Source organism: Pseudomonas sp. GM33, from assembly GCF_000282295.1.
GTDB classification, from domain to species: Bacteria; Pseudomonadota; Gammaproteobacteria; order Pseudomonadales; family Pseudomonadaceae; genus Aquipseudomonas; species Aquipseudomonas laurylsulfatiphila.
On the sequence record NZ_AKJO01000034.1, the window covers coordinates 1 to 25,627 of the forward strand.

Sequence of the window (25,627 nt, forward strand, 5' to 3'; positions counted from 1 at the left end):
ACACGGCAGCTCCTACAGGATTTACACCATCCCTTGTAGGAGCTGCCGAAGGCTGCGATCTTTTCATTTGTGTCAGATATTGGCGCGCAGCACGCTCGCCGGCAGCGGCTCACCCCGCTCCACCGTCGCCGCGACCGCAGCCATCAAACCACTCAACTCATAGCCCTGGGCCTTGAGCCACTGCGGATCGTAATAGGTCGTGGCATAACGTTCGCCGCTGTCACACAGAATCGCCACCATCGACCCCGTCTCCCCTGCCGCTTTCATGTGCTGAGCGGCCATCAGGGCGCCGATCAGGTTGGTCCCGCTCGACCCGCCCACATGGCGTCCCAGGCGCTCCGCCAGGTAGTGCATGGCCGCCAGTGACAGGGCATCCGGCACCTTGACCATGGCGTCGATCACCTTGGGCAGAAACGACGCTTCCACACGCGGCCGGCCGATGCCCTCGATGCGCGAACCATGGTCCAGTCGCAGGCTGGCATCGCCGGTCTGGTAGTAATCGAAGAACACCGAGCGCTCAGCATCGGCACACAGCACACGGGTGCAATGCTGGCGATAACGCACGTATCGACCCAGTGTGGCCGTGGTGCCGCCGGTACCGGGGCTGGAAATCAGCCAGCTCGGCTCGGGATGCTGCTCGAATCGCATCTGCTGAAAAATCGACTCGGCAATGTTGTTGTTCGCTCGCCAGTCGGTGGCGCGCTCGGCGTAGGTGAACTGATCGATGAAGTGCCCGTCGTGCTCACGAGCCAGGCGCTCGGATTCGGCGTAGATCTGGGTCGGGTCGTCGACCAGATGACTTTGGCCACCGTAGAAGGCGATCTGCGCGATCTTTTCCTTTGACGTCGTCGCCGGCATCACCGCAATGAACGGCAAGCCCAGCATGCGTGCAAAGTACGCTTCGGAAATCGCCGTGGAACCGCTGGAAGCTTCAATGACCGGCGCACCGGGTTTGAGCCAGCCGTTACACAGCGCATACAGGAACAGCGAACGGGCCAGACGGTGCTTGAGGCTGCCCGTGGGGTGGCTGGACTCATCCTTGAAATACAACTCGATGCCCGGAAAGCCCGGGAGCGGCAAGGGGATCAAGTGGGTGTCGGCGCTGCGCTGGAAATCGGCTTCGATGATCCGGATCGCCTCGCGGGACCACTGTCGGTTGTCGCTCATGATGGTTTTCTCGTTGAATCGGGCAGGAGTTGGCCTTGGCACAAGGCCCATCCAACCAGCTTAGGAAAAATCCTGCATCCGGCACAGGTACAGCTGAGATCCAATACGTCCGACAACTGCTAGGCTCAGCTCGCTGGCGACGGATCACTCTGTAACGGGATATAACAAAAAAGAATATAACTTTTGTTTTAACAACTAACGGTACTTGTTAGGGTGTAACACCTTTTGAATTCACAGATGGAGAGCGACCTTGCCTCTGCGTAGCACTTTCACGCGTTTCTTTCAGTTGGAAGCTGCCAGCGGTCTGTTACTGATCGCCGCTGCCGTTCTGGCTCTGATCATCAACAACTCACCGCTGTCGTGGCTGTACAACGGCCTGCTGGACACTCCTGTGGTGGCCCAGATCGGCGCACTGAAAATCGCCAAGCCGTTGCTGCTATGGATCAATGATGGCCTGATGGCGCTGTTCTTCCTGCTGATCGGCCTGGAAGTGAAGCGCGAAGTCCTCGACGGCCAGTTGTCCAAACCGTCGCAAATCGTCCTGCCTGGCGCGGCGGCCATTGGTGGCATGGTGGTGCCGGCGCTGATCTACTGGTACCTCAACCGCGACACCCCACCGGCCCTCAACGGCTGGGCAATCCCGACCGCGACCGACATTGCCTTCGCCCTTGGCGTGCTGGCGTTGCTTGGCAAACGAGTTCCGGTTTCGCTGAAACTGTTCCTGATGACCCTGGCGATCATCGACGACCTCGGCGCGATCATCATCATTGCGATCTTCTATTCCGGTGCCCTGTCGACCCTGTCCCTGGTGCTGGCCGCCGCCTGTATTGCGGCGCTGATCGGGATGAACCGGCTTGGCGTAGTCAAGCTCGGGCCGTACATGATCATTGGCCTGATCCTCTGGGTCTGCGTGCTCAAGAGCGGTGTCCACGCCACACTGGCCGGCGTAACCCTGGCTTTCTGCATTCCGCTGCGCACAAAAAATGCCGAACCTTCGCCACTGCTGACCCTGGAACACGCCCTGCACCCGTGGGTCGCCTACGGCATCCTGCCGCTGTTCGCCTTCGCCAACGCCGGCCTGTCCCTGAGCGGCGTCACCGTCGAAAGCTTCACTCATCATGTTCCCATGGGCATCGCCATCGGGCTGCTGCTGGGCAAGACTGTGGGTGTCTTCGGCCTGACCTGGCTGGCCGTGAAAACCGGTATCGCCGCCCTGCCCCAAGGCGCCAATTGGGGCCAGATACTGGGCGTGGCGATTCTCTGCGGCATTGGTTTCACCATGAGTCTGTTTGTCGGCTCACTGGCCTTTGAACCGGGTGTAAGTGATTTCGCCGGAATGGACCGCATGGGAATCCTGACCGGTTCGATTCTCGCCGCACTGATCGGTTATGCGGTGACCGCGATGGCGAGTCGCAAGCACTCCGGCCAGGCCTCCTGATAAACCGCGATATCGCCTGACGCCAAGCAAGACTCACCTGCGCTGAAAAACAAAAAACCCCATCAGTCACCTGATCGGGTTTTTTGTTTATCCGGTGTTTGCGCTTAGTGCGAAACGCGGCTGGTGCCATTCACGCTGGCGATGCGCACACGCTCGCCAACACGGAACACTTCGTTCGGCTGAACTTCCTGAACGTAGGCACGCATGCTGCCATCGTCTTCGCGCACGGTGATTTCCACGCCCTGGGTGCGGGTCATGCCCTCTTCTGCGGCCGAACCGATCAGGCCGCCGGCGACTGCGCCGATGACCGCAGCAACGATACTGCCTTTGCCGCCACCGATGGCGCTGCCGCCAACGCCGCCAACCACTGCGCCTGCAGCGCCGCCGATCGGGGTTTTGGTGCCTTCGATTTTCACCGGACGCAATGCTTCGATGGTGCCCATGCGAACGGTCTGCACGCGACGCGCCTCGTCACGGGAGTAGGAGTCACCGGTCAAGCTCGATTGGCAACCAGTGAGCAACATCGCCATCGTGGAAAAGGAAGCAACCAGCAGAACAGACTTACGCATAGCATCAACTCCAAAGAAACAGATGTTCATTAAACTCCGCAGCTTGACGCCTGTCACGGCACCGCCCGGGTAAAATTGTTTTGATTCAGGCTCCGTTAAGGCGCCTGCACGAACTCACACAGTAGCGGCAAATTCGTAAAACCGCCCACAGGCCAAGGATTTCAATGGACTACTTTATCATCGTCGTCACGACGGTTGCCGGTTTGTACTTCCACTGGTGGCTGTACGTACGGATCAAACGCTGGATGGACCGCGATCTGGCGCTAGCGCTGGCTGGCAAGGATGAGCAGAAAAAAGCCTTTATGCTCGAACAGTTGGCGAATGCCCAAGCGCAGAAGATCAAGCGTCGAGACCTGCCGAAGTGGCTGGAGGCCGCTGCGGCAGGCTATCCCGATCGGTAGACTGTTCAGGGTGCCAGACGTTCAAGAATCCAGTCGGCGCCCTGCTGGCGGTAATTGAGGCGATCGTGCAGGCGACTCGGGCGGCCCTGCCAGAACTCGATGCGCTCCGGCAACAGGCGATAACCGCCCCAGTGTTCCGGGCAATGCGGCTGGGTGTCGCTGAATCGTTGCTCGGTGTCCTTGAGCAGCGCTTCGAGCTCGCCACGATCGGCGATCACGCGGCTTTGCGGCGATGCCCAGGCCCCCAGGCGACTGCCCAGTGGACGGACCTGATAATAGGCGTCGGACTCCTCAGGCGTCACTTTCACCACCCGCCCTTCGATGCGCACCTGGCGCTCCAGCGCCGGCCAGAAAAACGTCATGGCCGCGAACGGGTTCGCGGCAAGATGCTGGCCTTTGGCGCTTTCGTAGTTGGTGAAAAAAGTGAAGCCCTGCTCGTCCAGGCCCTTGAGCAACAGAATGCGACAGTGCGGTCGACCGTCCTGGTCGACGGTGGCCAGGGTCATGGCGTTGGCTTCCACCGGTGCCTGCTCGGTTTTCACCGCGTCGGCGAACCACTGGTGGAACAACGCAAATGGCTCGGCCGGGGCTTGCGCCTCGGTCAGGCCGTCACGGGTGTAGTCACGACGCATATCAGCCAGGCCCTGGGTCATGGCGCATTCCTTTTGGTTAACGGATCACTGCTTTGCAGTATCAGTGGCGGCGACTTTCTTGTCAGCCGTGGAGGCTTTGGCTGGTGTGGTTTTCTTCGCCGGCGTTGCGGTTTTCGCAGGTGCTTTCTTGGCCGCAGCTTTTTTCGCCGGGGCTTTTTTCGTCGCTGGAACAGCAGCCTTTTTAGTCGCCGGGGCCGGTGTCACAGGCTTGGCGACCGGCTTGACGTCAGCGGCTGCAACCATGTTCACAGGGGCCGGGGCCGGCATGTTGTACTTGCTCAGCAGCGCGACCATGGTGTTTTGCGGGGTCACCAGCAGTTCCACACGGCGGTTCAACGCACGGCCTTGCGCACTGTCGTTGGCGGCACGCGGCGCATCACCGCCCAGGCCACGCAGCATCAGGCGATCACGCTGCAAGCCACTGAGACGGAAAATCGCCGCAACGGACTGGGCACGCTCCTGGCTCAGTTTGACGTTGGCAGGCGCCGCGCCGGACGTATCGCTGTGGCCGAGGATCAAGACAGCGGTCTTTGGATCGGCTTCAAGGATCTTGGCAACGCGGGTAAACGGACCGAGCGTGACCGGCAGCAGCATGGCCGGACGATCAGGGTTGAACGAGCCTTCGACCGGTGCAGTTACTACCAGCACGTTTTCGCGGCGTTCGAGTTGCAGGTTGCTGCCCTTGACCGCCTCGCGCAGACGCGGCTCGTAGTCGTCAAGCCAGGCCTGGGTGACTTTCGGGTCGGGCATCGGCACGGCCTTGGCGGCACTCTTCTCGTTACCGCCGAACGGCCACCACCACTTGCTGCCGCTATCGGTTTCGGCCTTGGCCACCGCCACGGGTTTGACCTCAGGTTTCACCTCCGGCTTGGCCACGGGCTTGCCGGCGCTGTCGTCGGAACCGAACGGCCAGTACCAGTGGCTGGCGCTTTCAGTCTTCGCGACAGGTGCCGTCGCGTCTTTCTGTGGAGTCTGTGCACAACCGGTAATGGCGAAACACAGGGCCAAAGCGAGGGTTTTATTGGATGACATTGGATATCCACAAAAATGAAGTCAAAAAATCAGGCCACGTCGGCCCGTACAAACTGACGATTTGAAACTGAAAAGGCTATCGGGTTCCAGCCCTGGAGACCGATAGCCGCTTTTACAGACAAGTGGCCAGAACCCGCACCAGCTTTTGCGCACGCGGGTCCATCAAGACGTAGGGGCCCAGGGTATTTGTCACAAATCCGAAGGCTACATCGTGTTCCGGGTCGGCAAAGCCGATGGAGCCGCCGGCACCCGGATGACCAAACGCCCGCGGGCCAAGTCCGAAGGTGGCATTGGCAACGTCCGGTTGATCAAGCATGCAACCCAGGCCGAAACGGGTCCGGGTCAGTAAAGTCTTGTCCTCGCCGAGGCTGTGCTCACGAGTCAACTCATCGAGCATTTCGCTTTCCAGCAGGCTGCCATCGAGCAGGCCGGCGTAGAAGCCGGCCAGGCTACGGGCATTGCCATGGCCATTGGCGGCTGGCTGCTGCATGCGTCGCCACTCGGGTTTGTTGGTGCTGGTCATGATCGACGGCGGGTTGGTGAACGCCCGGGTCGTCATGGCCGTTGGCTCACGCATGGTCACTTGCAGCAGGCGCTGGGCGGCGGCATCACCGACATTGCCCTTGCCGCGCGCAATGTGGGCCACGCGATAGAACTCTTCGTCGGCCAGCCCTACATGGAAGTCCAGGCCCAACGGTTTGGCGACCCTCGCGACAATGGATTCCCCCGGCCCACGACCGTCGGCACGACGCAGCAATTCGCCGACCAGCCAGCCATAAGTGATCGCCGCATACCCATGGCCTTCGCCCGGCGTCCACCACGGCGTTTCGGCAGCCAGGGCGTCGATCATGGTTTGCCAGTCGTAGAGGGCTTCGGGGGCCAGTAATTCGCGCAATGCCGGAAGACCGGCCTGATGGCAGAGCAATTGTCGCAGGGTGACGGACGCTTTGCCGGCCGCGGCGAATTCGGGCCAGTAGCGTGCCACCGGCGCATCCAGTTTCAGCTTGCCTTCGGCCACCAGTTGCAGCGCGGCGACGGCGGTAAAGGTCTTGGTGCAAGAGAACAGGTTGGCGATGGTATCACTGTGCCAGGCCTCTGCCCCGTCCTTGTCGGCGGTGCCGGCCCACAGATCAAGGACGGTTTCGCCACCAATCTGAATGCACAATGCTGCGCCACGCTCCTGGGGATCGTCGAACAGCGCCGCGAAAGCCTCTCGCACCGCTTCGAACTTAAGCTCGTAATGACCCTGAATCTGCACCCGCAACTCCCCGGATTAACGCTCTACAAAGTGGCGGGCATTGTTCCAGCCCTTGAGGGTTTTGGGAACAGGGTTGGGCTGGGCGGTCCATTCAAGATCAAAAGATCGCAGCCTTCGGCAGCTCCTACAGTGGCAAGGCGTACCCCCTGTAGGAGCTGCCGAAGGCTGCGATCTTTTTCAGGTGTCAGAGATTAATGGCCCTTCCCCGAATGCCCACCTGCATGTTCAGCGCCCTTCCCCGGCCCCTTGCCGGCCTCGGCCTTGCGACCGCCCTCGGCGTCGTGGCTGGCTTTGTCGGCGTCGGCCGCAGCCTTCCCGGCCTCTTTGCCCAATTGTTCGACCGTCGCCAGGTTGCTCTTGCGCACGCTGTCGACAAAGCCCTGGAACGGCAGATCCGTGATCCCCACCAACCCGAAGTGACCGTTTTCACCATCAAGCAGACGCCCGGTGACCGGTTGATCGAGGTACTGGAACCAATGAACACCGACAATCGACGGCTCGCTCATTGCCTGCTTGAGGAAGTTGGCATATGCCGCACCACGGTCCTCCTCCTTCGCCAACGGCGTGACGCCGCCCCAGAACGGCCCGCGATCAGCCGAACCGACATTGAACTCGGTGATCAGCACCGGTTTGTCGAGACTGCGCAACTTGGCGAAGTCGTAACCATCCTGGGGTTGCAGGGTGTACATGTTGAAGCTCAGCACGTCGCAATACTGGGCGCAGGACTCCACGGCTTCCGGCGTGCTGATGGCGAAACGGCCACCGAGCAGCAACTGGTTTGGCGCGTGCCACTTGAGTGAGTCGGAGATGGTCTTGAAGTAAGTGTCGGCAAAGACCTTCTGGAAGTATTTGAAGTCGGCTTCGATTTCCGGGTGCTCGGCGCTCGGCAGCGGCGGCACGAATCCCGGATCCTCCATCAGTTCCCAGGCGGGCAGATCAATGCCCCAGGCTTTCGACAGGCCCGCCTGATTGCGGTACTTGTCACGCAGTTGCTTGAGGAATGCACGCTTGGCCGGCACGTCGGTGGTCATTTTCAAGGTGCCGTAGGCCAGGGCATAACGGGCTTTCGGGTCATCCCCGGGACCGGCCCAGGCCAGTTCGTTGTCGGCGTAGTAACCGATCAGCCACGGATCGTCACGATGGTCGCGGGCGGCAATCGCCACTGCTCGCTCGGTGGCCATGGCAAAACGCGGGTCGAACGGATCGGGCATGCCGCCCCACCAGTCGGTACCGGTGCTGATGCTGGCATAGTCGCCGACGATCGACAGCGGCAGGGTGTATGGCACGCGATCGGCATTGCCCAGCACCGGGGCGCTCCAGTTGCCGATGGTGTTGAAGCCCCAGGCCAGCAGGCGATCAAGGGTGTGACTGGCCCAGCGTTGCTCGTCGAACAAAGCTTTGCACGGTTCGACCGATGTTGGCTCTGCCGCTGTTGTTATCGTCGCTTCAGTCTTGGCGGCTTCGGCGACGCCGGACTCGGCGGTTGCAGGAGCGACAAGTTGCTCGGCCGCCTTGGCCGCCGCGGCCACGCCCGCTTTGGTTTCGCTGCCCAACGCGCAAGGATCGCCATACAGACGTTGCAGGTTGGCACCATAGAAGTCGTACCAGCGCCCGGCATTGTAGCCACGCCCTTGATCGGCACCATTGCCGCCACGGTTGTTGCCTTCGCCGTAGTGGCTGGCCAGCGCCTCGTCAGCCTTGGGCAGGGACTCGAACATCCACTCGCGACCGGCCACATAGGTCTGGTTGACATCCGGGGCCACGGTATTGACCCCAAGGGAATAGAACGGGTGGCCTTCAGGCGTCACCAGATACCATCGACCGTTGCGCTTTTCGGTGCGGAAAAAGCCGCTGGCCTTGAATGACGGGCCATTGGTCAATCCACCGAACTTGTCCAGGGAAGACTTCTCACGTTCAGCCAGCCAGGTTTTCAGTTGATGCTGTTCCTTGGCGGCGGCGCTTTTCAGCTGCTCGTCGCTGCTGACTTTTTCCGGCCATCTGGCCCGGGTCGACTGGCCGTACGCATCCACCAACCCGCCATACACGGCCTGGCTGACCGACTCACTGTCCTGCACTCCAAAGCGCTCCAGCAGGATGCTTTGCGCGGCTTTGGGCTGGTCCATCGACAATGTCACGGACACCACCTGGCTGCGATCCAGCTCACCGGAGCTGCTGGCCAGCAATACACGCTGACCCTCAACAGTCATCGGCATCGGCGGGCCGGCCTTCATGCCCTGGCTCAGCGGCGATGTCGCTTGCAGCGGCACCAACAGGGTTTGCGCCGGTCCGGCCGGCAGATCGACGCGACTGACCAGGGTCTTGCCGTCATTGCTCTGAATGGTCACGTACAGGGTCAACGCCCAGTTCATCGCGCTCTGGATCCGCAGGCTCATGACGCCCGACTGCGACCAGTCCCAGGCACCGGTTTGCGGGGCCAGACGCAACGTCGGCCGGGCGACCGGGTTGAAGGTCACCCGGCGCAGCACTTCGCCTTCAGGGGTTTGCTCGGCGTTGGATTGCGGCAGGCTGGCGTCCTGTGTCGCCACCTGGACCACGTCGGCGGGGCGTACAAAGTTGAACAGCGTCTGCTGGCTGGCAGGTGCAGCCAACAGCGGTGTTGCGAACAACAGGGCAAATACGGCAGGCAACGAACGGCAAATCATGAGAACGAAATTCTCCCTAACGACCTTCAATGGGCCAGTGAAAAAGCGGTGGCAGAGAGATAGACAACGCGGTGGGCAAAACTGCCCACCGGTGCTTCAGGAAATTTCTCGACGGAACGGCGGCAACGCGTTGAGGATGGCTTTGCCATAGCGCTGGGTCACCAGGCGCCGGTCGAGCAAGGTGATGGTGCCGCGGTCTTCTTCGGTGCGCAGCAAGCGACCGCAGGCCTGGACCAGTTTCAGCGAGGCGTCCGGTACGGAGATTTCCATGAACGGGTTACCGCCCCGGGCTTCGATCCATTCCGACAGCGCCGCTTCGACGGGATCATCGGGTACCGAGAATGGAATCTTGGCAATGACCACGTGCTCGCAATAGGCACCGGGCAAGTCGACCCCTTCGGCGAAGCTGGCCAGGCCGAACAGCACGCTGGAATCCCCGCCATCGACCCGCGCCTTGTGCTTGTTCAGGGTTTCCTGCTTCGACAGGTTGCCCTGAATGAACACTTGCTTGCGCCAGTCGCGGTCCAGGCCATCGAACACGTCCTGCATCTGTTTGCGCGAGGAAAACAGTACCAGCGTGCCCCGCGAGCCCTCGACCAGTTCCGGCAGATCACGAATGATCGCGGCGGTATGTGCCGCTGCATCACGGGGATCGGCGTTCAGGTTCGGCACCCGCAGCACACCGGCGTCGGCATGATGGAAGGGGCTCGGCACCACCGCCGTCACGGCTTTTTTCGGCAGCCCGGCGCGCATGCGGAAGCGGTCGAAGGTACCGAGGGCGGTCAAGGTCGCCGATGTCACCAGGCAGCCATACGCCACGTTCCACAGATTGCGCCGGAGCATTTCCGCCGCGAGGATGGGACTGGCGTTGACCTCGATATCGAACAGCGAACCGCTTTCGGCCAGGGTCAGCCAGCGAGCCATGGGCGGGTTGTCTTCCGGGTCTTCGACGGTAAAGGCGGTCCACAGCTCCCAGTTGCCGGAAGAGCGCGACAGCAGGCTGCCGAACAGTGGGTACCACTCTTCAGCCTGGTTGCTGGCGATGCCAATGTTGACCTCGCCGTCCATGCCTTCCTTGAGCAGGTCGGTCAGGCGGGTGAACAAGTCGGTCAGCCGTGCGAAGCCTTTCTTCAGTTCGATGCCCATTTCACGCATGTGCTCGGGAATCACCCCGCCGACGAATCGGTGACGCGGGCGCTCGCGGCCTTCGACGTCTTCGCCGGGTTTGAAATCGGCAATCTGTTCGCACGCGGTGAACATGAACTGCTGCTGGGTCTTGATCTCCCGCGCCAGCTCCGGCACCTGCTCGATCAACTTGCCCAGGTCGCCCGGCAACGGGTGCTGGGCCAGCAATTTGGTGAGGTTCTTGGCGGTGGTTTCCAGCCAGTCGGCAGTGGAGCGCAGACGCGTGTAATGGGCGAAGTGGCCGATGGCCTTGTCCGGCAGGTGATGGCCTTCGTCGAACACGTAGATGGTGTCGCGCGGGTCCGGCAGTACGGCGCCGCCGCCCAGGGCCAGGTCAGCCAGGACCATGTCGTGGTTGGTGACGATCACGTCGACCTTGCCCATGCCTTCGCGGGCCTTGTAGAAAGCGCACTGGCCGAAGTTCGGGCAATGACGGTTGGTGCACTGGCTGTGATCGGTGGTCAGGCGCGCCCAGTCGGCGTCTTCCAGGGCGGTGGACCAACTGTCGCGGTCGCCGTCCCACTTATTGCCGGCGAGCTTCTCGATCATGCTGGTGAACAGCTTCTGGCTGGCCTCGTCGACCTCGATCTTGAAGCCTTCTTCTTCGAACAGTTGCGCAGTGGCAGTCTGCGCGTGGCCTTCCTGGAGCAACATGTCGAGTTTGGACAGGCACATGTAGCGCCCGCGCCCCTTGGCCAGGGCGAAGCTGAAATTCAGCCCGCTGTTGCGCATCAGGTCGGGCAAGTCCTTGTAGACGATCTGCTCTTGCAGCGCCACGGTGGCCGTGGCGATCACCAGGCGCTTGCCGGCGGCCTTGGCCGTGGGGATCGCCGCCAGGCTGTAAGCCACGGTCTTGCCGGTACCGGTACCGGCTTCCACCGCGACAATCGCGGGGTCGCCACTGCGCCGGCCTTCGTCGTCGGTGTCGATGTCACCCAGGACCTTGGCGATTTCGGCGATCATCAGGCGTTGGCCGTAGCGCGGCTTGAGGCTCTTGGCTTCGAGAAAACGCGAGTAGGCGCCCTGGATCGTGGTTTTGAGTTCGGTGCTGATCATGGATTGTCGGGCGCAAAAAACGCTGGATAAATTTTCAGTGGTTCGGATCGACGGCTATCATACCCCGCTAATGAATCCTGCGCAGAACGGAGTATCCGAATGACACCTTTTAGCCTCATATATAGCCTGCATGTACTGGCGGCCCTGATCTGGGTCGGCGGCATGTTTTTCGCCTGGATGGTCCTGCGCCCCGCCGCGATCACGGCACTTGAAGGCCCTGCCCGACTGAAGTTGTGGGTAGAAGTGTTTCAAGGTTTTTTCCGCTGGGTCTGGGTGGCGGTGGTGCTGTTGCCGGTCAGCGGCGTGGGCATGCTGCATATGCACTTCAACGGCTTTGAAGCCGCACCGCGCTATGTGCAAGTGATGATGGGCCTGTATGTGGTGATGACGGCGCTGTTTATCCGCATTCAGGCGCTGATGCTGCCGGAGCTGCGCACCGCCGTGGCCGAACAGGATTGGCCGGCGGGTGCCAGCGTGCTGGGGCGGATTCGCCGGTTGGTGGGGATCAATCTGTTGGTGGGGTTGGCTGTGGTGGTGATTGCGGCGGCTAGGCCGATGCTGTGAATCTGCCGAGGTATTGTGGCGAGGGGGCTCACCCCCCGCTCGACTGCGAAGCAGTCGTAAAACCAGACACCGCTAACCTTCAGCAGTATTGTGATTGCGGGAATTGGGGCCGCTTCGCGGCCCAACGGGGGCAAGCCCCCTCGCCACAGGCAAGCCCCCTCACCACAGGCAAGCCCCCTCGCCACGGGTTCTCGGCGTTTCTTACAAGCGCTGAACCGTCACTGAACCCGCGGCACCTACTGGCCCCGGCTGGCCGTCGGCGCCAGGTTTGCCGCTCTTGCCGCCATCGGCCTTGTAGACCAGGCAGCCCTTGGCCTTGCCGCCAGCACCCGGCTTGCCGCCCGGGCCGGCCAGGCCACCGGCACCGCCAGCCACCTGCACCTTGATCCGGTCTGCCGGAAAGTCGTGCGGCACTGACAGCCTGACCAACGCACCCGGCGCACCTGGTTGACCATTGCTGCCATCACTGCCATCGGCACCGCGACCGGCCTGGCCCCAGGTGCAGCCAGGGTCCTGACCGTTGGCGCCATCCAGGCCGACAAATCCCGGTGCGCCTGCACCGCCTCGAGCGTCCACCAACAATTGTGGTGCATTCAGTGTCTTGATCTGCAAATCAAGATTGCGCCCGGAGCGGGCGGCTTTCTGATAGGTTCCGGGCGCGCCCCGCGCGGTGATCTGGCTGCCTTCGGACAAATCAGCGCGACGGACCTTCAGCGCCAGCGCCTGCTCTCCCGGCACAATGGCGATGCGCGCTTCACGCCCCAGATGCAACTCACCCACGGTGACTTCGGTGACGTTCGAAGGAATCAGCAAGGTGCCGTAATCGGCCACTTCCAGGCGTTCCAGTTGCAGGGTGCTGGCGGTGTTGGGCAAACGCATCAGCGAGTTGGGTTCGACACTCACCACCTGTGCGCTGGCCAATGGACTGATGAGTGCGGCGAGCAGACAGAGTTTACGCATGGGAAGCCTTCGAAGCGCTGGGGGCTGGAATGGTTTGCAGGTGGAATACACCGAAAATGACGATCCTCAGGCGGTCAAGCCAGGGATGGGCGCGACCTCGCAGGCTGCGATAGCACAACAGTGCTTCCAGAAGATGGATGAACCCCAACAGGCCGCCGGCCAGATTGACCAACGGGTGCAGCGGAAAGACAAATGGCGTGAGCTGGTTGACCAGCACCACCAACCAGAACAGCAGGGTCAATAACCGCCCCAGCCCCCATAAGACCTTCATACGCTCCCCCGATGAGAATTATTGTTTGGGCGCACAGTAACGGCTTCCGCGCGGGATAAGCCAGAGGGCAATGGAAAAATCTTCATGAAGGCCGCCGAACGGCCGTCGCAGCGCTCACAACTGTTGCTCGACGGCTCTATCTCTTGGCTCAGCGGTTTATATGCAGCTCTACGCGACGGTTTTTCGCACGTCCTTCTTCCGTTTCATTGTCGGCAATCGGCTGACTTTCGCCCTTGCCTTCGCTGGTGACTTTGTTCGGCGCCACACCCTGGCTGATCAGGTATTCCGCCACGCTGCTGGCGCGTCGCTCCGACAAGGCCTGGTTATAGGCATCCGACCCCACGCTGTCGGTATGGCCGACCACCTTGATGCTGACCACATCGGCATCCTCGAACTGGCTCATCATCGCATCCAGTTCACTCTTGGCCGTTGGGGTCAAGTCGGATTGATTGAAGACAAACATCACATCGCTCAGCGTAATGACTTGGGTTTGCGCAGGCTCGGTCTGGACGCGGTCCGGGTACAGCGGCACCGGGCAACCGCGATGGTCGACCAGGGTATTGGCCGGCGTATCAGCGCAACGGTCACGCCGGTCGAAAACGCCGTCGCCATCTTCGTCGCCATCCTGGGCATAGCAGATCAAGCCGCCGGACAAGATACCCAGCGCCGCCCCACCCGCGGCCCAGGCGCCACTCTCGATCGCGCCCAGGCCACCGCCGACCAGGCCGCCGATGAGGCTGCAGATTGGCCAGGTACGTTGATTGAGGGGGGCAGTGCCATCGCTGTGGGTCGCGCAGCCGGTCAATAGGCTACCAAGTAGCAGAACCGGCAAGACGGTCCTTGTGAGAACGATCATATTGAAAGCTCCTGTGTCACCGGCCCATACCGGTTACACAGGAGTAAAGACCCGCATCCGCGACTGCACAAGGCGCGGATGCGAGGGGGAGTCAACGCTGGATTTTGATTTCCGTACGACGGTTCTGTGCACGACCGTCAGCGGTTTTGTTGTCCGCAACCGGCTGGCTTTCACCGGCACCGACCACCGACACGAAGTTGCTGCGAGGTACGCCTTGCTCGATGAGGTATTCAACCACCGAGTGGGCGCGTTTATCCGACAGTTTCTGGTTGTAGGCGTCGCTGCCCACGCTGTCGGTATGACCGGTTACGGTCAGTTGAGCAGTCGGGGCTTCGGCTTTCAGGCGAGTGGCAATCTTGTCGAGGACCTGTTTATCGGACGAGGTAAGCGTGGCTTTATCAAACTGGAAGTGAACATCGCGGATGACGATGGTTTCTTCCTTGACCACAACCGCCTCTTCAACCACAGGCGCTGGTGGTGGGCAACCGTTGGCATCGACATGAACGCCTTTAGGCGTGCCCGGGCACTTGTCGCGACTATCCGGCACACCGTCGCCGTCTTCGTCGCCATCACCGTGCACCCAGCAATAAGCCGCTGCCGTACCGCCAACGAGCAGAGCACCATACCCTGCCCATGCCGAGCTTTCGGTCGCACCGAGGCCCGCACCCACGACACCACCAACCGCCGCACAGGTCGGCCAGTCGGTTTTCTGCAAACCTGCGCAACCAGTCAACACACTGGTTAGCAGAACCAAGGGTAATGCTGTCCGAACTATGCTCATCTAGTTTTCTCCTGAAGGATCGGCTTAGAACCGATTCAGGTAGTAAAGACCCGAGTATTAATCTCCGCCAGCAATAGGCCATGCTCTTTATTCAGGCATTAACGGCAGCTTGGCGCATTTGTCGCCAAGCCGCTCTAGGCCCGAACGTCCGGGCAGGCTAGTCTTGGCAGATCTGATTGAGGATCTTCGATGATTGCAGGTATTTCTTCACGCACACCGCAGCAGGCACTGGCCGCGTTACTTGACCGATATGCCCCCGCGCGCCTGTTGTTGATCGGCGCCAGCGAGTTCCCGGCACTGGAAGCATTCAAACTCGCGCACCCGGACAGCTGCGTGGCTTTCGCGGCCCCAGGCCCATTGCCCGACGAGTTGGCGGCCCGCCGGTTCGACCTGGCCCTGGTGGTTGATTGCCTGGAGCATTTGCCCAAACGCGACGGCCTGAACCTGTTGGGCGGCATCCGCAACCTCAACGCCAGCCGCATCGCCGTGCTGGCGGATCTGCCGGCTTGTGGCTGGCAGGAAACAGATTTTTTCTCCCTGGCCCTGCAAGCCAGCGAACGCTTTCAACGGGATGAACAGGTATTGACCCTGTTTACCTACGATCTGCTTGAATACAAACAAGTCCCTGACTGGCTCAATTCGCGCTTCTGGGCCAATCCGGAAAACTTTGGGAAATACTGGTGGTAAAGCAATGAGTACATCCATTTGCCCTTGCGGCAGCGGCACCCTGCTTGACGCCTGCTGCGGTCACTACCATGCCGGACACCCGGCGCCATGCGCCGAAGCCTTGATGCGCTCGCGCTACAGCGCCTACGTGCTGGGGTTGGTCGACTATCTGGTGGCCACCACCCTGCCCGCCCAACAGGCCGGCCTGGACCGTCAATCGATCAGCGACTGGAGTGCGCAAAGTACCTGGCTGGGCCTTGAGGTGGAAAGTTCCGAAGTGCTGGGTGGCCAGCCTGAACACGCTTTCGTGACCTTCACCGCGCGGTGGCACGACAGCGGTGGCGAGCACAGTCATCGAGAGCGCTCATCGTTCGTACAGAACACCGGGCGCTGGTATTTCATTGACCCGACCGTGCAACTCAAACTCGGGCGCAATGACCCCTGCCCATGCGCCAGTGGACAGAAGTTCAAGAAATGTTGTGCGGGATACTTCAGCAGCCAGTCCATGGAATGACGGTCCATCACGCAGGAGCTGTCGAAGGCTGCGATCCTTTGGGTCTAGACTGGGACTCAAGGGAGAACCACCACGATGATCATCCGCCGCGGCACACGCTGTCTGCTCACCGTGTTCCTGACACTGGGACTCGGCGGCTGTGCGTCGTGGTTCGACGACGACTTGCCGGACCCCGAGGTCCATCTGGTGAAGGTCGAGGTGGTCAGCGCCAAACTGCTGGAGCAGAAATTCCTCCTGCATTTTCGCATCGACAACCCCAACGACAGCGACCTGACGGTGCGCAGCCTGGAGTACCGCGTTCACCTGGGTGACATACTGCTGGCCGACGGCGAGTACGAACACTGGTTCACCATCAGCCCCAGGCACAGTGCCTACTTCAAGGTGCCGATCCGCACCAACCTGTGGTCCAAGGTCCGGGATCTGGCCAAACTGCTGAAAAAATCCGACCAACCCATTCCCTATCGTCTGGAAGGTGAACTGGAAACCGGTATATTCATCGCCCACTACGTGCACCTGGCGCGCAATGGCGTGATAATCGCCGCCGATTTAATTCCGGAGCAACACCGATGACCCAGCAACCCCATGTCCACGGCCCTGACTGCAACCACGATCACGATCATGACCACCATGATCACGACCACGGCCATGTCCACGGCCCGAACTGTGGCCACGCTCACCAGGAACCGGTGCGCAATGCCCTGAAAGACGTCGGCCGCAACGATCCGTGCCCATGCGGTAACGGCAAGAAATTCAAGAAGTGCCACGGCGCTTGATGATTCGGGCGAAGATTAGCTTCGCCTGTTGAATCGTCTTCGCGAGCAGACCTGTGCTGTGAATGCAGTTCCCTTGTGGGAGCGGGCTTGCTCGCGAAAGCGGTGTGTCAGGCAAAAACGATGTTGAAGCTGAGGCCCTCTTCGCGAGCAAGCCCGCTCCCACAATAGTTGTCAGTCATCCATTAAAAGGGTGGCAGTGCTGACCACCGTCGCATACTCGCCGTGCAGATTCCCCAGCGACATCGCATGCACCTCTTCGGCGCTATGGGCATGGCCGAAAAAATCAGCCTTGTCGAACGTAAAGCACGCATCCTCGGCCACCCAGGTATCAAATCCCAGGTTGCCCGCGGTGCGCGCCGTGGACTCCACCGAGTTGTGGGTCGCGACGCCCACGATGATCAACTGCCCGATCCCCGCCTCACGCAACTGCGTCTCCAGACCCGTTGCACAGAACGCATCCGGCACCTGCTTCTGGATCAAGCGTTCACCGGCCATTGGCGCGAATCGCTCCTGAAACTCCACTCCCGACTGCTGCGGCCAGAACACCGAGTCCTCCGAGCGGGACAGGTGCTGCACATTGATTACCGGCCGAGCGGTGCGGCGCCAATGAGCGAGCAATTCCAGCATGCGCTCTTCGGCATGGGGATTATTCCTGCGGCCAAGCCTGGGGTGAAGGATGCCTTTTTGTTGATCGATGATGATCAGTGCCGCGTTTGCCTTGAGCTCCATGCCGACTTTTCTCCAGGATTGTTGACCGTGTCGCACTTCAACATCACCGGTAACGGCTGGCAAGCCACCCTTGGGAGTCAAAAGATCGCAGCCTTCGGCAGCTCCTACGGAGATACGCCGATCTTTGACAAATCCTGAAATAACCTCTTACCCCGCTTGCGCGGCCATCGCCTGCTCACTAACGTAGCGCCTTTATTGCGCCCCACCGCCTCTACCCCCGCAGGAGCTTTGCCATGGCCTCGCCAGCCCTTACTCATTTTCTACCCCGGTTCGGCGTTGCCGCAGCAGTGGCGGGCGTCTTGAGCCTGACCGGTTGTCAGAACTTCAACGCCCAGGACACCCTCCCGCCGACCTCCGGCGTGCAGCCGCTCAAGGGCCTGGCGCAGAACGTTTCGGTGCGCCGCAATGCCATGGGCATGCCGCTGATTGAAAGCAACAGTTTCCACGACGCGCTGTTCACCCTCGGTTACGTGCATGCCAGCGACCGCATCACGCAGATGGTCACCCTGCGCCTGCTGGCCCAGGGTCGATTGGCCGAGATGCACGGTGCGGATCTGCTGGATGCCGACCGTTACATGCGGGCGGTCAACCTGAAGAAAAGTGCCGGCGAGTTGTACAAGGCCTCTTCACCGCGCCTCAAGCGTTTCTTCGAAGTCTATGCGCGGGGCGTCAATGCCTACCTGTTCCGCTACCGCGACAAACTGCCGGCGGACCTCGCGGCCACCGGCTACCAGCCTGAATACTGGCAGCCGGAAGATTCGGCGCTGATTTTCTGCCTGCTGAACTTCAGCCAGTCGACCAATCTGCCGGAAGAAATTTCCTCACTGGTACTGGCCCAGACCGTCACCACCGACAAACTGGCGTGGCTGACGCCGTCCGCCCCCGACGAAAAACTGCCGGTCGCCGAGAGCGAAAAGCTCCAGGGCCTCAAGCTCAACGGGCAAGTACCGGGTCTGGCCGAACTCAGCAAAGCCACGGAACAACTGTCGGACCTGAACCTGCTGGGCGCCACCTCGTCGAACAACTGGGCCATCGCCGCGCAACGCAGCCGCAGCGGCAAGAGCCTGTTGGCCAGTGACAGTCATGGCCCGCTGGGCGTGCCTTCATTGTTCAGTTACGTGCAGATTCGCGCACCGAAGTATCAGGCGTCCGGCGTGACCATCCCGGGCCTGCCGATGGTGCTTGGTGGTTTCAACGGTAAAGTGGCGTGGAGCATGGCGTCCGTGATGGGCGACAACCAGGACCTGTTCCTGGAGAAGATCAAGCGCCAGGGCAACGGGCTTACCTACGAAAACGCCGGGAAGTGGCAGCCGGCGATCGTGCGCAACGAAACCTATTTCGTCAAAGGCCAGCGGCCGATTCGCGAGGCGGTGTACGAAACCCGCCATGGCCCGCTGCTCAACAGCGCCCAGGGCACCACGCTGGCCAATGGTTTCGGCCTGGCCTTGCAGATGCCGAACTTCACCGACGACAAGTCCCTGGACGCGTTCTTCGACCTCTCCCGCGCCCAGAGCGCCGAGAGGGCGTCGGATGCCAGTCGCGAAATCCGCGCCATCGCACTGAACCTGGTGTTTGCCGACGCGAACCACATCGGCTGGCAAGTCACCGGCCGCTACCCGAACCGCCGCGAAGGCGAAGGCCTGCTGCCCTCGCCGGGTTGGGAAGGTCGCTACGACTGGGACGGTTATGCCGACCCGATGTTGCACCCGTACGACCAGGACCCGGCCCAAGGCTGGCTCGGCACCGCCAACCAGCGGGTCATTCCTCATGGCTACGGCATGCAGTTGTCCAACTCCTGGGCCGCACCGGAGCGCGGCGAGCGCTTGGCCGAACTGGCCGGCGCCGGCAAACACGACAGCCGCAGCCTGATCGCCATGCAGTACGACCAGACCACGACCTTCGCGGCCAAGCTGAAGAAAATGTTCGAAGCGCCGGGCATGGCCCAACCACTCAAACAAGCCATCGACGCCTTGCCGGCGGCCGATCGCGCCAAGGCACACGAAGCCTACAGCCGCTTGATGGCGTTCGATGGCAAGCTCAGCCCGACGTCCACCGATGCGGCCATCTACGAACTGTTCCTGCAGGAAAGCACCCGGCAGATCTTCCTCGATGAACTGGGCCCGGAAAGCAGCCCGGCGTGGAAGGCCTTTGTCGCCGATGGCAAGTTGTCCTACGCGGCCCAGGCCGATCACTTGCTCGGGCGTGAGGACAGCCCGTTCTGGGATGACGTGCGCACCGCGCAGAAAGAAGACAAACCGGCGATCCTCGCGCGCAGCCTCGCCGCAGCGATCAGCGCCGGCGACAGTCAATTGGGCGGCGATCACAGAGTCTGGCAGTGGGGCAAACTGCACCGCTATGAGTGGAAGAACAGCAGCGGCCAGACAGTACGCGGTCCACTGCCGGCCGGTGGCGATCACACCACACTCAACACCGCCGCGTTCGCCTGGGGCCAGGACTTCAACACCACGCTGGCGCCCGCCATGCGCTTTATCGTCGACTTCGGCCAGTCCGAACCGCTGATGGCGCAGAACGGTACCGGTCAGTCCGGCAATCCGGCCAGTGCGAACTACCTCAACAGCATCGAACCCTGGCTCAAGGGCCAGTACATGAGCCTGCCGATGCAGCCGCAGAACTTCGACAATGCCTATGGCAAGAATCGACTGACGCTGACGCCCGGCAAGTAACGCTGATCCCTGTGGGAGCGGGCTTGCTCCGGGCGGCGTTCCGACGAAGGCGATTGAACATTCAAAAAAAGTGTTGATTGTTCAATCGTCTTCGCGAGCAAGCCCGCTCCCACACTCGTATTTCATCCGCCCATAAGCCCGATAGAACTTCTCGCCCCGCGCCAACCTCATAACTAACAAGTCCTCTCACTCTGGCAACGCCATGGACCTTGTTATCTCGCGTCCCGAAGGTTTGTACTGCCCCGCCGGCGACTTCTATATCGATCCGTGGCGACCGGTCGAACGTGCCGTGATTACCCACGCCCACGGTGACCATGCTCGCGCCGGCAATCTGCACTACCTGGCGGCAGCGCCCGGCGAGGCCATTTTGCGCGTGCGACTGGGCCAGGACATCAACCTGCAAACCCTGCGCTACGGCGAACGCCTGCTGCATCACGGCGTGTTCCTCAGTTTTCATCCCGCCGGCCACGTACTCGGCTCGGCACAGGTACGACTGGAATACGGTGGAGAAGTCTGGGTGGCCTCCGGGGACTACAAGACCGAGCCCGACGGCACTTGTGCAGCGTTTGAACCGGTACGCTGCGACACCTTCATCACCGAGTCGACCTTTGGCCTGCCGATCTACCGCTGGCAACCTCAGCTACAGGTGTTTGCCGAGATCAATCAATGGTGGCAAGCCAACGCGGCTGTCGAAAAAACCAGCGTGCTGTTCTGTCATTCTCTCGGCAAGGCCCAGCGCATTCTCCATGGCATCGACGCACGACTGGGCCCCATTCTCGTGCATGGCGCCGTGCAACCCATCAACCGGATCTACCGCGAAGCGGGGGTTCATTTACCGCCCACGATTGATGCCGCCGACATCAAAAAGAGCGACCCGATGATGCGCAAGGCGCTGGTGCTCGTGCCACCTTCGGCGGCGAACAGCAGCTGGATGCGTCGCTTTGTCGATTACAGCGATGGTTTCGCCAGTGGCTGGATGCGTTTGCGCGGAACACGTCGGCGGCTCGGTGTAGACCGAGGTTTCGTCCTGTCCGACCACGCCGACTGGCCAGGTTTGCTGTGGGCCATCGAACAGACCGGTGCCGAACGAGTCATGGTGACCCATGGATCGAGCGGCGCACTGGTACGCTATCTGCGCGAGCAGGGGCTTGATGCCATGGCGTTCGATACCCGATACGGTGAAGACGAAGAAGACCCCGCCCTCGCCGAGGCCGAACTCGCCGAGGTGCTGCCATGAAAGCATTCGCTGAGCTGTATGCCAGGCTCGACGCCTCGACATCGAACAATGCGAAACTGGCGGCGATGCAAAACTACTTCGCCGAGGCTGCACCGGAAGATGCCGCATGGGCGGTGTACTTTCTGTCGGGAGGACGTCCCCGGCAATTGGTACCTGTGCGGGTACTGCGCGAGCTCGCGGTGGCGCTTTCCGGTTTGCCGCAATGGCTGTTCGAAGAGAGTTACCAGGCCGTCGGTGACCTCGCGGAAACCATTTCGCTGGTCTTGCCGCAAGCGCCGCACCGTTCAACCGACGGGCTGGCCACGTGGGTGGAGGACAAGCTGCTGCCACTGCGCGGCGAAACACCGCAATCCCTCGCGCAAAGGCTACCGCAGCTGTGGGCGCAACTGGATCGGGTAAGCCTGATGGTCTGCATCAAACTGATCACCGGCAGCTTTCGCGTCGGGGTGTCCAAATTACTGGTCACCCGCGCCCTGGCAGCCATGGCCGGTCTCGACAGCAAACGCGTGGCGCAGCGGTTGGTGGGCTACACCGATCAGGCCCACCGTCCCAGCGCCGCCAGCTACCTGAAACTGATCGCCGCCGAATCCCCGGATGAGCATGCCCAGCGTGGCGGCCAGCCCTACCCGTTTTTTCTCGCCCATGCCTTGTCGTCGCCCGTGGAACAATTCGAAGTGTTGCTCGGTCCTGCACGGCACTGGCAGGTGGAATGGAAATGGGATGGCATTCGCGCCCAGGTGATCAAGCGCAGCGGGCGACTGTGGATCTGGTCGCGGGGTGAAGAGTTGGTCACCGAACGCTTCCCTGAACTGGACAGTTTGATTCCGGGCCTTCCCGACGGGACAGTGATCGACGGCGAGATCGTCGCCTGGAAGTCTGCGCCAACCGGCGCCGAAAAGGCTTTTGAACCCGCAGTGCAACCTTTCGCCCTCCTGCAACAACGAATCGGTCGCAAGACCCTTGACAGGAAAATCCTCGATGAAGTGCCGGTAGTGCTGCTCGCCTTCGATTTGCTCGAATGGCAGGGAGAAGACTGGCGCAACCGACCTCAGGCCGAGCGTCGTGCACAACTGGAACGGGTTGCCAGTGACTGCGCCAACCCACGGTTGCGCCTCTCGCCTTTGTTGACCGGCGACACCTGGCTCGACCTCGCCCGCCAGCGCGAGGCATCCCGCGCCCTCGGTGTCGAAGGCCTGATGCTCAAGCCGCGCGATACCCTGTACGGCGTCGGCCGGACCAGGGACATGGGCGTATGGTGGAAATGGAAAGTCGACCCGTTCAGCGTTGATGCCGTGCTGATCTATGCGCAACGGGGGCAAGGGCGTCGGGCCAGTCTCTACAGCGACTATACGTTCGCCGTCTGGGACGGCCCGCCAGAGGCCAGTGAACGCACCCTGGTGCCGATTGCCAAAGCTTACTCAGGGCTCAGCGATGACGAAATCCGCCAGGTCGACAGCATCGTGCGCAAGACCACTGTGGAAAAATTCGGCCCAGTGAGCAGCGTCCAGCCCAGCCTGGTGTTTGAATTGGGCTTTGAGGGAATCGCCCTCTCCCGTCGCCACAAGAGTGGCATTGCCGTGCGCTTTCCGCGTATGTTGCGTTGGCGCAAGGATAAGCCGGTCGACGAAGCCGACAGTTTGACGACCCTGCAAAATCTGCTCAGCTAACCCCTCTATCCCTCCTCAAATATTTTTCTTTTTGAGTCGAACTGGTGCGGCCATTTCCCTGCGCCCGTTTTCGTGCATAAATCTGTCTCCGGCTATTTCCAGACACCTTTTAAAACGCTTGTTCGGCACTCTGGTTCGGAAATTGCTACTTTCAACAGGTCTTACGCTTTCCAGTAACAATAATTCTGCGCCACGAGCGCTCATATTGGTTTTAGGGATTGAATAATGAAAAAAGCATTGCTGACCCTTTCTGCACTGGCATTGTGCATGGCTGCTGGCTCCGCCATGGCGAAAGAATACAAAGAACTGCGTTTCGGCGTTGACCCTTCCTACGCACCGTTCGAGTCAAAAGCGGCCGATGGCAGCCTGGTAGGCTTCGACATCGATCTGGGGAACGCGATCTGCGCTGAACTGAAGGTCAAGTGCAAGTGGGTCGAAAGTGACTTCGATGGCATGATCCCTGGCCTCAAAGCCAACAAATTCGACGGCGTGATCTCGTCGATGACCGTTACCGAAGCCCGTGAAAAAGTCATCGACTTCTCCAGCGAGCTGTTCTCCGGCCCAACCGCCTACGTGTTCAAGAAAGGTTCTGGCGTGACTGAAGACGTCGCCTCGCTCAAGGGCAAGACCGTCGGCTACGAACAAGGCACCATTCAGGAAGCCTATGCCAAAGCCGTTCTGGACAAGGCCGGCGTGAAAACCCAGGCCTACGCCAACCAGGATCAGGTCTACGCCGATTTGACTTCCGGTCGTCTCGATGCAGGGATCCAGGACATGCTGCAAGCCGAACTGGGCTTCCTGAAGTCGCCACAGGGCGCCGACTACGACGTCAGCAAGCCGGTCGACAACGCTTTGCTGCCAGCCAAGACAGCCATCGGCATTAAGAAAGGTAACACCGAGCTGAAAGCACTTTTGGATAAAGGTATCAAAGCGTTACACGATGATGGCACCTACGCCACCATTCAGAAGAAACACTTTGGCGATCTGAATCTGTACAGCGGCAAATAATGCCCGGCGCCCATCTCGCGATGGGCGCTTTTTTCATCCGATCAGGTTGCTGATTTATGTTCGAAAACCTATTAGAAAATCTGGGGCTCTCTGCCTTCAGCCTCAAGGGCTTCGGTCCGCTGCTGATGCAAGGCACCTGGATGACGATCAAGTTGTCGGCGTTGTCGCTGTTGGTGGCCGTGTTGCTCGGGCTGCTCGGGGCCAGCGCCAAGCTGTCAAAAGTCAAACTGATGCGCGTGCCTGCCCAGCTCTACACCACCCTCATTCGCGGCGTTCCGGACCTGGTCCTGATGCTGTTGATCTTCTACAGCCTGCAAACCTGGCTGACCTCCTTTACCGATTACATGGAATGGGAATACATCGAGATCAACCCGTTCAGTGCCGGGGTCATCACCCTGGGCTTCATCTACGGGGCGTATTTCACCGAAACCTTCCGTGGTGCGATCCTCGCCGTCCCGCGGGGCCAGGTCGAAGCGGCCACCGCCTATGGCCTCAAGCGCGGCCAGCGTTTCTGGATCGTGGTGTTTCCGCAGATGATGCGTTATGCCCTGCCGGGGATCGGCAACAACTGGATGGTGATGCTCAAGGCCACCGCCCTGGTGTCGATCATCGGCCTTGCCGACCTGGTCAAGGCTGCCCAGGACGCCGGTAAAAGCACCTATCAGCTGTTTTACTTCCTGGTGCTTGCCGCATTGATCTACCTGGTGATCACCAGCGCGTCCAACTTCATTTTGCGCTGGCTTGAGCGTCGTTACTCCGCCGGTACCCGGGAGGCCGTACGATGATCGAACTTCTGCAGGAATACTGGAAACCCTTCCTCTATAGCGACGGCAACAACATCACCGGCCTGGCCATGACCATGTGGCTGCTCAGCGCGTCGATCTTCTTCGGTTTTCTCGTGTCGATCCCGCTGTCCATCGCCCGTGTATCGCCGCACTTCTACATCCGTTGGCCGGTGCAGTTCTATACCTACCTGTTCCGTGGCACGCCGCTCTATATCCAGTTGCTGATCTGTTACACCGGGATCTACAGCCTGGCCGCCATTCGGGCCCAGCCAGTACTGGACGCATTCTTTCGCGATGCGATGAACTGCACGATCCTGGCCTTCGCCCTGAACACCTGCGCCTACACCACGGAGATTTTCGCCGGGGCAATCCGCAGCATGGCCCATGGTGAAGTGGAAGCGGCCAAGGCTTACGGCCTGACAGGCTGGAAGCTGTATGCCTACGTGATCATGCCGTCGGCCCTGCGTCGCTCGTTGCCGTACTACAGCAACGAAGTGATTCTGATGCTGCACTCGACCACCGTGGCCTTCACCGCGACCATCCCGGACATCCTGAAAGTCGCACGGGACGCCAACTCGGCAACCTTCCTGACCTTCCAGTCGTTCGGCATCGCCGCGCTGATCTACCTGACCGTCACTTTTGCGCTGGTCGGCCTGTTCCGCCTTGCCGAACGCCGATGGCTGGCCTTCCTCGGGCCGACCCACTAGGTC

The 25,627-nt window shown here is 60.9% G+C and carries 26 protein-coding genes; 14 read left to right on the forward strand and 12 right to left on the reverse strand.

Going from position 1 to position 25,627, the window contains the following annotated elements; genetic code table 11:
- Positions 1–72: 72 nt before the first annotated feature.
- Positions 73–1,170: a PLP-dependent cysteine synthase family protein gene (locus PMI26_RS23525; protein WP_177323520.1), complete on the reverse strand. Its 1,098-nt coding sequence runs from the start codon at positions 1,168–1,170 to the stop codon at positions 73–75.
- Between the two features lie 247 nt (positions 1,171–1,417).
- Here PMI26_RS23525 and nhaA point away from each other — a divergent pair, with 247 nt between their 5' ends.
- The gene (gene nhaA / locus PMI26_RS23520; protein ID WP_007971611.1) at positions 1,418–2,605 is read left to right on the forward strand and encodes a Na+/H+ antiporter NhaA; all 1,188 of its coding nucleotides are present in this window, start codon (positions 1,418–1,420) and stop codon (positions 2,603–2,605) included.
- Between the two features lie 104 nt (positions 2,606–2,709).
- Here nhaA and PMI26_RS23515 read toward each other — a convergent pair whose 3' ends face one another.
- Positions 2,710–3,174 (reverse strand): glycine zipper 2TM domain-containing protein, encoded by a 465-nt coding sequence (locus PMI26_RS23515; protein WP_007971612.1) that lies wholly within the window; start codon positions 3,172–3,174, stop codon positions 2,710–2,712.
- A gap of 164 nt (positions 3,175–3,338) precedes the next feature.
- On the opposite strand from PMI26_RS23515, the gene PMI26_RS23510 reads away from it, so the two are divergent.
- On the forward strand, positions 3,339–3,575 hold the full coding sequence (locus PMI26_RS23510) for a hypothetical protein (protein ID WP_007971613.1): 237 nt from the start codon (positions 3,339–3,341) through the stop codon (positions 3,573–3,575).
- A gap of 5 nt (positions 3,576–3,580) precedes the next feature.
- Here the strand turns inward: PMI26_RS23510 and pdxH are convergent, their stop codons facing one another.
- The 5 genes from pdxH to dinG form a co-directional block, all read right to left on the reverse strand.
- Entirely contained in the window at positions 3,581–4,228 is a 648-nt protein-coding gene (pdxH, locus tag PMI26_RS23505) for a pyridoxamine 5'-phosphate oxidase (protein WP_007971615.1), read from the reverse strand.
- Positions 4,229–4,252: 24 nt separating this feature from the next.
- Positions 4,253–5,260, reverse strand: a complete 1,008-nt coding sequence (locus PMI26_RS23500) for an OmpA family protein (RefSeq protein ID WP_007971616.1) — start codon at positions 5,258–5,260, stop codon at positions 4,253–4,255.
- A gap of 112 nt (positions 5,261–5,372) precedes the next feature.
- Positions 5,373–6,518 carry an EstA family serine hydrolase gene (locus tag PMI26_RS23495; protein ID WP_007971617.1) on the reverse strand — a complete coding sequence of 382 codons (1,146 nt, stop codon included), beginning with the start codon at positions 6,516–6,518 and terminating at the stop codon, positions 5,373–5,375.
- Positions 6,519–6,709: 191 nt separating this feature from the next.
- A complete protein-coding gene (locus PMI26_RS23490; RefSeq protein WP_007971621.1) occupies positions 6,710–9,181 on the reverse strand; it encodes a beta-galactosidase in 2,472 nt (823 codons plus the stop codon).
- 96 nt (positions 9,182–9,277) lie between these two features.
- Complete coding sequence (dinG, locus tag PMI26_RS23485; protein WP_007971623.1) at positions 9,278–11,422, reverse strand: ATP-dependent DNA helicase DinG; 2,145 nt, start codon at positions 11,420–11,422, stop codon at positions 9,278–9,280.
- Between the two features lie 99 nt (positions 11,423–11,521).
- On the opposite strand from dinG, the gene PMI26_RS23480 reads away from it, so the two are divergent.
- Positions 11,522–11,986, forward strand: coding sequence for a CopD family protein (locus PMI26_RS23480; RefSeq protein ID WP_007971624.1), 465 nt, complete (start codon positions 11,522–11,524; stop codon positions 11,984–11,986).
- A 201-nt stretch (positions 11,987–12,187) separates the two neighbouring features.
- Here PMI26_RS23480 and PMI26_RS23475 read toward each other — a convergent pair whose 3' ends face one another.
- The 4 genes from PMI26_RS23475 to PMI26_RS23460 all read right to left on the reverse strand — a co-directional run bounded on the left by PMI26_RS23475 (position 12,188) and on the right by PMI26_RS23460 (position 14,854).
- Positions 12,188–12,946 carry a hypothetical protein gene (locus PMI26_RS23475; RefSeq protein WP_007971625.1) on the reverse strand — a complete coding sequence of 253 codons (759 nt, stop codon included), beginning with the start codon at positions 12,944–12,946 and terminating at the stop codon, positions 12,188–12,190.
- Complete coding sequence (locus tag PMI26_RS23470) at positions 12,939–13,217, reverse strand: DUF1145 domain-containing protein (protein ID WP_007971627.1); 279 nt, start codon at positions 13,215–13,217, stop codon at positions 12,939–12,941. The genes PMI26_RS23475 and PMI26_RS23470 overlap by 8 nt, the downstream gene beginning before the upstream one ends.
- A gap of 148 nt (positions 13,218–13,365) precedes the next feature.
- Positions 13,366–14,073, reverse strand: coding sequence for an OmpA family protein (locus PMI26_RS23465; RefSeq protein ID WP_007971629.1), 708 nt, complete (start codon positions 14,071–14,073; stop codon positions 13,366–13,368).
- Between the two features lie 91 nt (positions 14,074–14,164).
- Positions 14,165–14,854 (reverse strand): OmpA family protein, encoded by a 690-nt coding sequence (locus tag PMI26_RS23460; protein WP_007971631.1) that lies wholly within the window; start codon positions 14,852–14,854, stop codon positions 14,165–14,167.
- A gap of 189 nt (positions 14,855–15,043) precedes the next feature.
- Here PMI26_RS23460 and PMI26_RS23455 point away from each other — a divergent pair, with 189 nt between their 5' ends.
- The 4 genes from PMI26_RS23455 to PMI26_RS23440 all read left to right on the forward strand — a co-directional run bounded on the left by PMI26_RS23455 (position 15,044) and on the right by PMI26_RS23440 (position 16,807).
- On the forward strand, positions 15,044–15,541 hold the full coding sequence (locus tag PMI26_RS23455) for a DUF6231 family protein (RefSeq protein ID WP_007971634.1): 498 nt from the start codon (positions 15,044–15,046) through the stop codon (positions 15,539–15,541).
- Between the two features lie 4 nt (positions 15,542–15,545).
- Positions 15,546–16,034, forward strand: coding sequence for a YchJ family protein (locus PMI26_RS23450; RefSeq protein WP_007971635.1), 489 nt, complete (start codon positions 15,546–15,548; stop codon positions 16,032–16,034).
- 75 nt (positions 16,035–16,109) lie between these two features.
- Complete coding sequence (locus PMI26_RS23445) at positions 16,110–16,604, forward strand: LEA type 2 family protein (RefSeq protein ID WP_007971637.1); 495 nt, start codon at positions 16,110–16,112, stop codon at positions 16,602–16,604.
- Entirely contained in the window at positions 16,601–16,807 is a 207-nt protein-coding gene (locus PMI26_RS23440; RefSeq protein ID WP_007918601.1) for an SEC-C metal-binding domain-containing protein, read from the forward strand. Before PMI26_RS23445 ends, PMI26_RS23440 begins: the two co-directional genes overlap by 4 nt.
- A gap of 171 nt (positions 16,808–16,978) precedes the next feature.
- On the opposite strand, the gene PMI26_RS23435 is transcribed toward PMI26_RS23440, so the two are convergent.
- Complete coding sequence (locus PMI26_RS23435) at positions 16,979–17,512, reverse strand: cysteine hydrolase family protein (protein ID WP_238540796.1); 534 nt, start codon at positions 17,510–17,512, stop codon at positions 16,979–16,981.
- Between PMI26_RS23435 and PMI26_RS31810 the strand changes: the two genes are divergently transcribed.
- The 7 genes from PMI26_RS31810 (at position 17,414) to PMI26_RS23405 (ending at position 25,624) form a co-directional block, all read left to right on the forward strand.
- Positions 17,414–17,674, forward strand: coding sequence for a hypothetical protein (locus PMI26_RS31810; RefSeq protein ID WP_238540797.1), 261 nt, complete (start codon positions 17,414–17,416; stop codon positions 17,672–17,674). The genes PMI26_RS23435 and PMI26_RS31810 overlap by 99 nt on opposite strands.
- 95 nt (positions 17,675–17,769) lie before the next feature.
- The gene (locus PMI26_RS23430; RefSeq protein ID WP_007971640.1) at positions 17,770–20,220 is read left to right on the forward strand and encodes a penicillin acylase family protein; all 2,451 of its coding nucleotides are present in this window, start codon (positions 17,770–17,772) and stop codon (positions 20,218–20,220) included.
- Between the two features lie 202 nt (positions 20,221–20,422).
- Positions 20,423–21,457, forward strand: a complete 1,035-nt coding sequence (locus PMI26_RS23425) for a ligase-associated DNA damage response exonuclease (protein ID WP_007971642.1) — start codon at positions 20,423–20,425, stop codon at positions 21,455–21,457.
- A complete protein-coding gene (locus PMI26_RS23420) occupies positions 21,454–23,124 on the forward strand; it encodes an ATP-dependent DNA ligase (RefSeq protein WP_007971644.1) in 1,671 nt (556 codons plus the stop codon). The genes PMI26_RS23425 and PMI26_RS23420 overlap by 4 nt, the downstream gene beginning before the upstream one ends.
- Positions 23,125–23,349: 225 nt before the next feature.
- Complete coding sequence (locus PMI26_RS23415) at positions 23,350–24,132, forward strand: transporter substrate-binding domain-containing protein (protein WP_007971645.1); 783 nt, start codon at positions 23,350–23,352, stop codon at positions 24,130–24,132.
- Between the two features lie 56 nt (positions 24,133–24,188).
- Entirely contained in the window at positions 24,189–24,917 is a 729-nt protein-coding gene (locus tag PMI26_RS23410; protein ID WP_007971646.1) for an ABC transporter permease, read from the forward strand.
- Positions 24,914–25,624, forward strand: coding sequence for an ABC transporter permease (locus PMI26_RS23405; protein ID WP_007971647.1), 711 nt, complete (start codon positions 24,914–24,916; stop codon positions 25,622–25,624). The genes PMI26_RS23410 and PMI26_RS23405 overlap by 4 nt, the downstream gene beginning before the upstream one ends.
- The last annotated feature ends 3 nt before the right edge of the window (positions 25,625–25,627 follow it).

Bases quoted from the DNA above. Each gene is read 5' to 3' on its own strand.
- PMI26_RS23415 (WP_007971645.1), top strand. From the start codon at position 23,350: ATGAAAAAAGCATTGCTGACCCTTTCTGCACTGGCATTGTGCATGGCT.
- PMI26_RS23420 (WP_007971644.1), top strand. From the start codon at position 21,454: ATGAAAGCATTCGCTGAGCTGTATGCCAGGCTCGACGCCTCGACATCG.
- pdxH (WP_007971615.1), bottom strand. From the start codon at position 4,228: ATGACCCAGGGCCTGGCTGATATGCGTCGTGACTACACCCGTGACGGC.
- PMI26_RS31810 (WP_238540797.1), top strand. From the start codon at position 17,414: ATGAGCGAGCAATTCCAGCATGCGCTCTTCGGCATGGGGATTATTCCT.
- PMI26_RS23470 (WP_007971627.1), bottom strand. From the start codon at position 13,217: ATGAAGGTCTTATGGGGGCTGGGGCGGTTATTGACCCTGCTGTTCTGG.
- PMI26_RS23465 (WP_007971629.1), bottom strand. From the start codon at position 14,073: ATGATCGTTCTCACAAGGACCGTCTTGCCGGTTCTGCTACTTGGTAGC.
- PMI26_RS23460 (WP_007971631.1), bottom strand. From the start codon at position 14,854: ATGAGCATAGTTCGGACAGCATTACCCTTGGTTCTGCTAACCAGTGTG.
- PMI26_RS23425 (WP_007971642.1), top strand. From the start codon at position 20,423: ATGGACCTTGTTATCTCGCGTCCCGAAGGTTTGTACTGCCCCGCCGGC.
- PMI26_RS23430 (WP_007971640.1), top strand. From the start codon at position 17,770: ATGGCCTCGCCAGCCCTTACTCATTTTCTACCCCGGTTCGGCGTTGCC.
- PMI26_RS23480 (WP_007971624.1), top strand. From the start codon at position 11,522: ATGACACCTTTTAGCCTCATATATAGCCTGCATGTACTGGCGGCCCTG.
- PMI26_RS23475 (WP_007971625.1), bottom strand. From the start codon at position 12,946: ATGCGTAAACTCTGTCTGCTCGCCGCACTCATCAGTCCATTGGCCAGC.
- PMI26_RS23500 (WP_007971616.1), bottom strand. From the start codon at position 5,260: ATGTCATCCAATAAAACCCTCGCTTTGGCCCTGTGTTTCGCCATTACC.
- PMI26_RS23490 (WP_007971621.1), bottom strand. From the start codon at position 9,181: ATGATTTGCCGTTCGTTGCCTGCCGTATTTGCCCTGTTGTTCGCAACA.
- PMI26_RS23510 (WP_007971613.1), top strand. From the start codon at position 3,339: ATGGACTACTTTATCATCGTCGTCACGACGGTTGCCGGTTTGTACTTC.
- PMI26_RS23405 (WP_007971647.1), top strand. From the start codon at position 24,914: ATGATCGAACTTCTGCAGGAATACTGGAAACCCTTCCTCTATAGCGAC.
- PMI26_RS23515 (WP_007971612.1), bottom strand. From the start codon at position 3,174: ATGCGTAAGTCTGTTCTGCTGGTTGCTTCCTTTTCCACGATGGCGATG.
- dinG (WP_007971623.1), bottom strand. From the start codon at position 11,422: ATGATCAGCACCGAACTCAAAACCACGATCCAGGGCGCCTACTCGCGT.
- PMI26_RS23450 (WP_007971635.1), top strand. From the start codon at position 15,546: ATGAGTACATCCATTTGCCCTTGCGGCAGCGGCACCCTGCTTGACGCC.
- PMI26_RS23440 (WP_007918601.1), top strand. From the start codon at position 16,601: ATGACCCAGCAACCCCATGTCCACGGCCCTGACTGCAACCACGATCAC.
- PMI26_RS23445 (WP_007971637.1), top strand. From the start codon at position 16,110: ATGATCATCCGCCGCGGCACACGCTGTCTGCTCACCGTGTTCCTGACA.
- PMI26_RS23455 (WP_007971634.1), top strand. From the start codon at position 15,044: ATGATTGCAGGTATTTCTTCACGCACACCGCAGCAGGCACTGGCCGCG.
- PMI26_RS23410 (WP_007971646.1), top strand. From the start codon at position 24,189: ATGTTCGAAAACCTATTAGAAAATCTGGGGCTCTCTGCCTTCAGCCTC.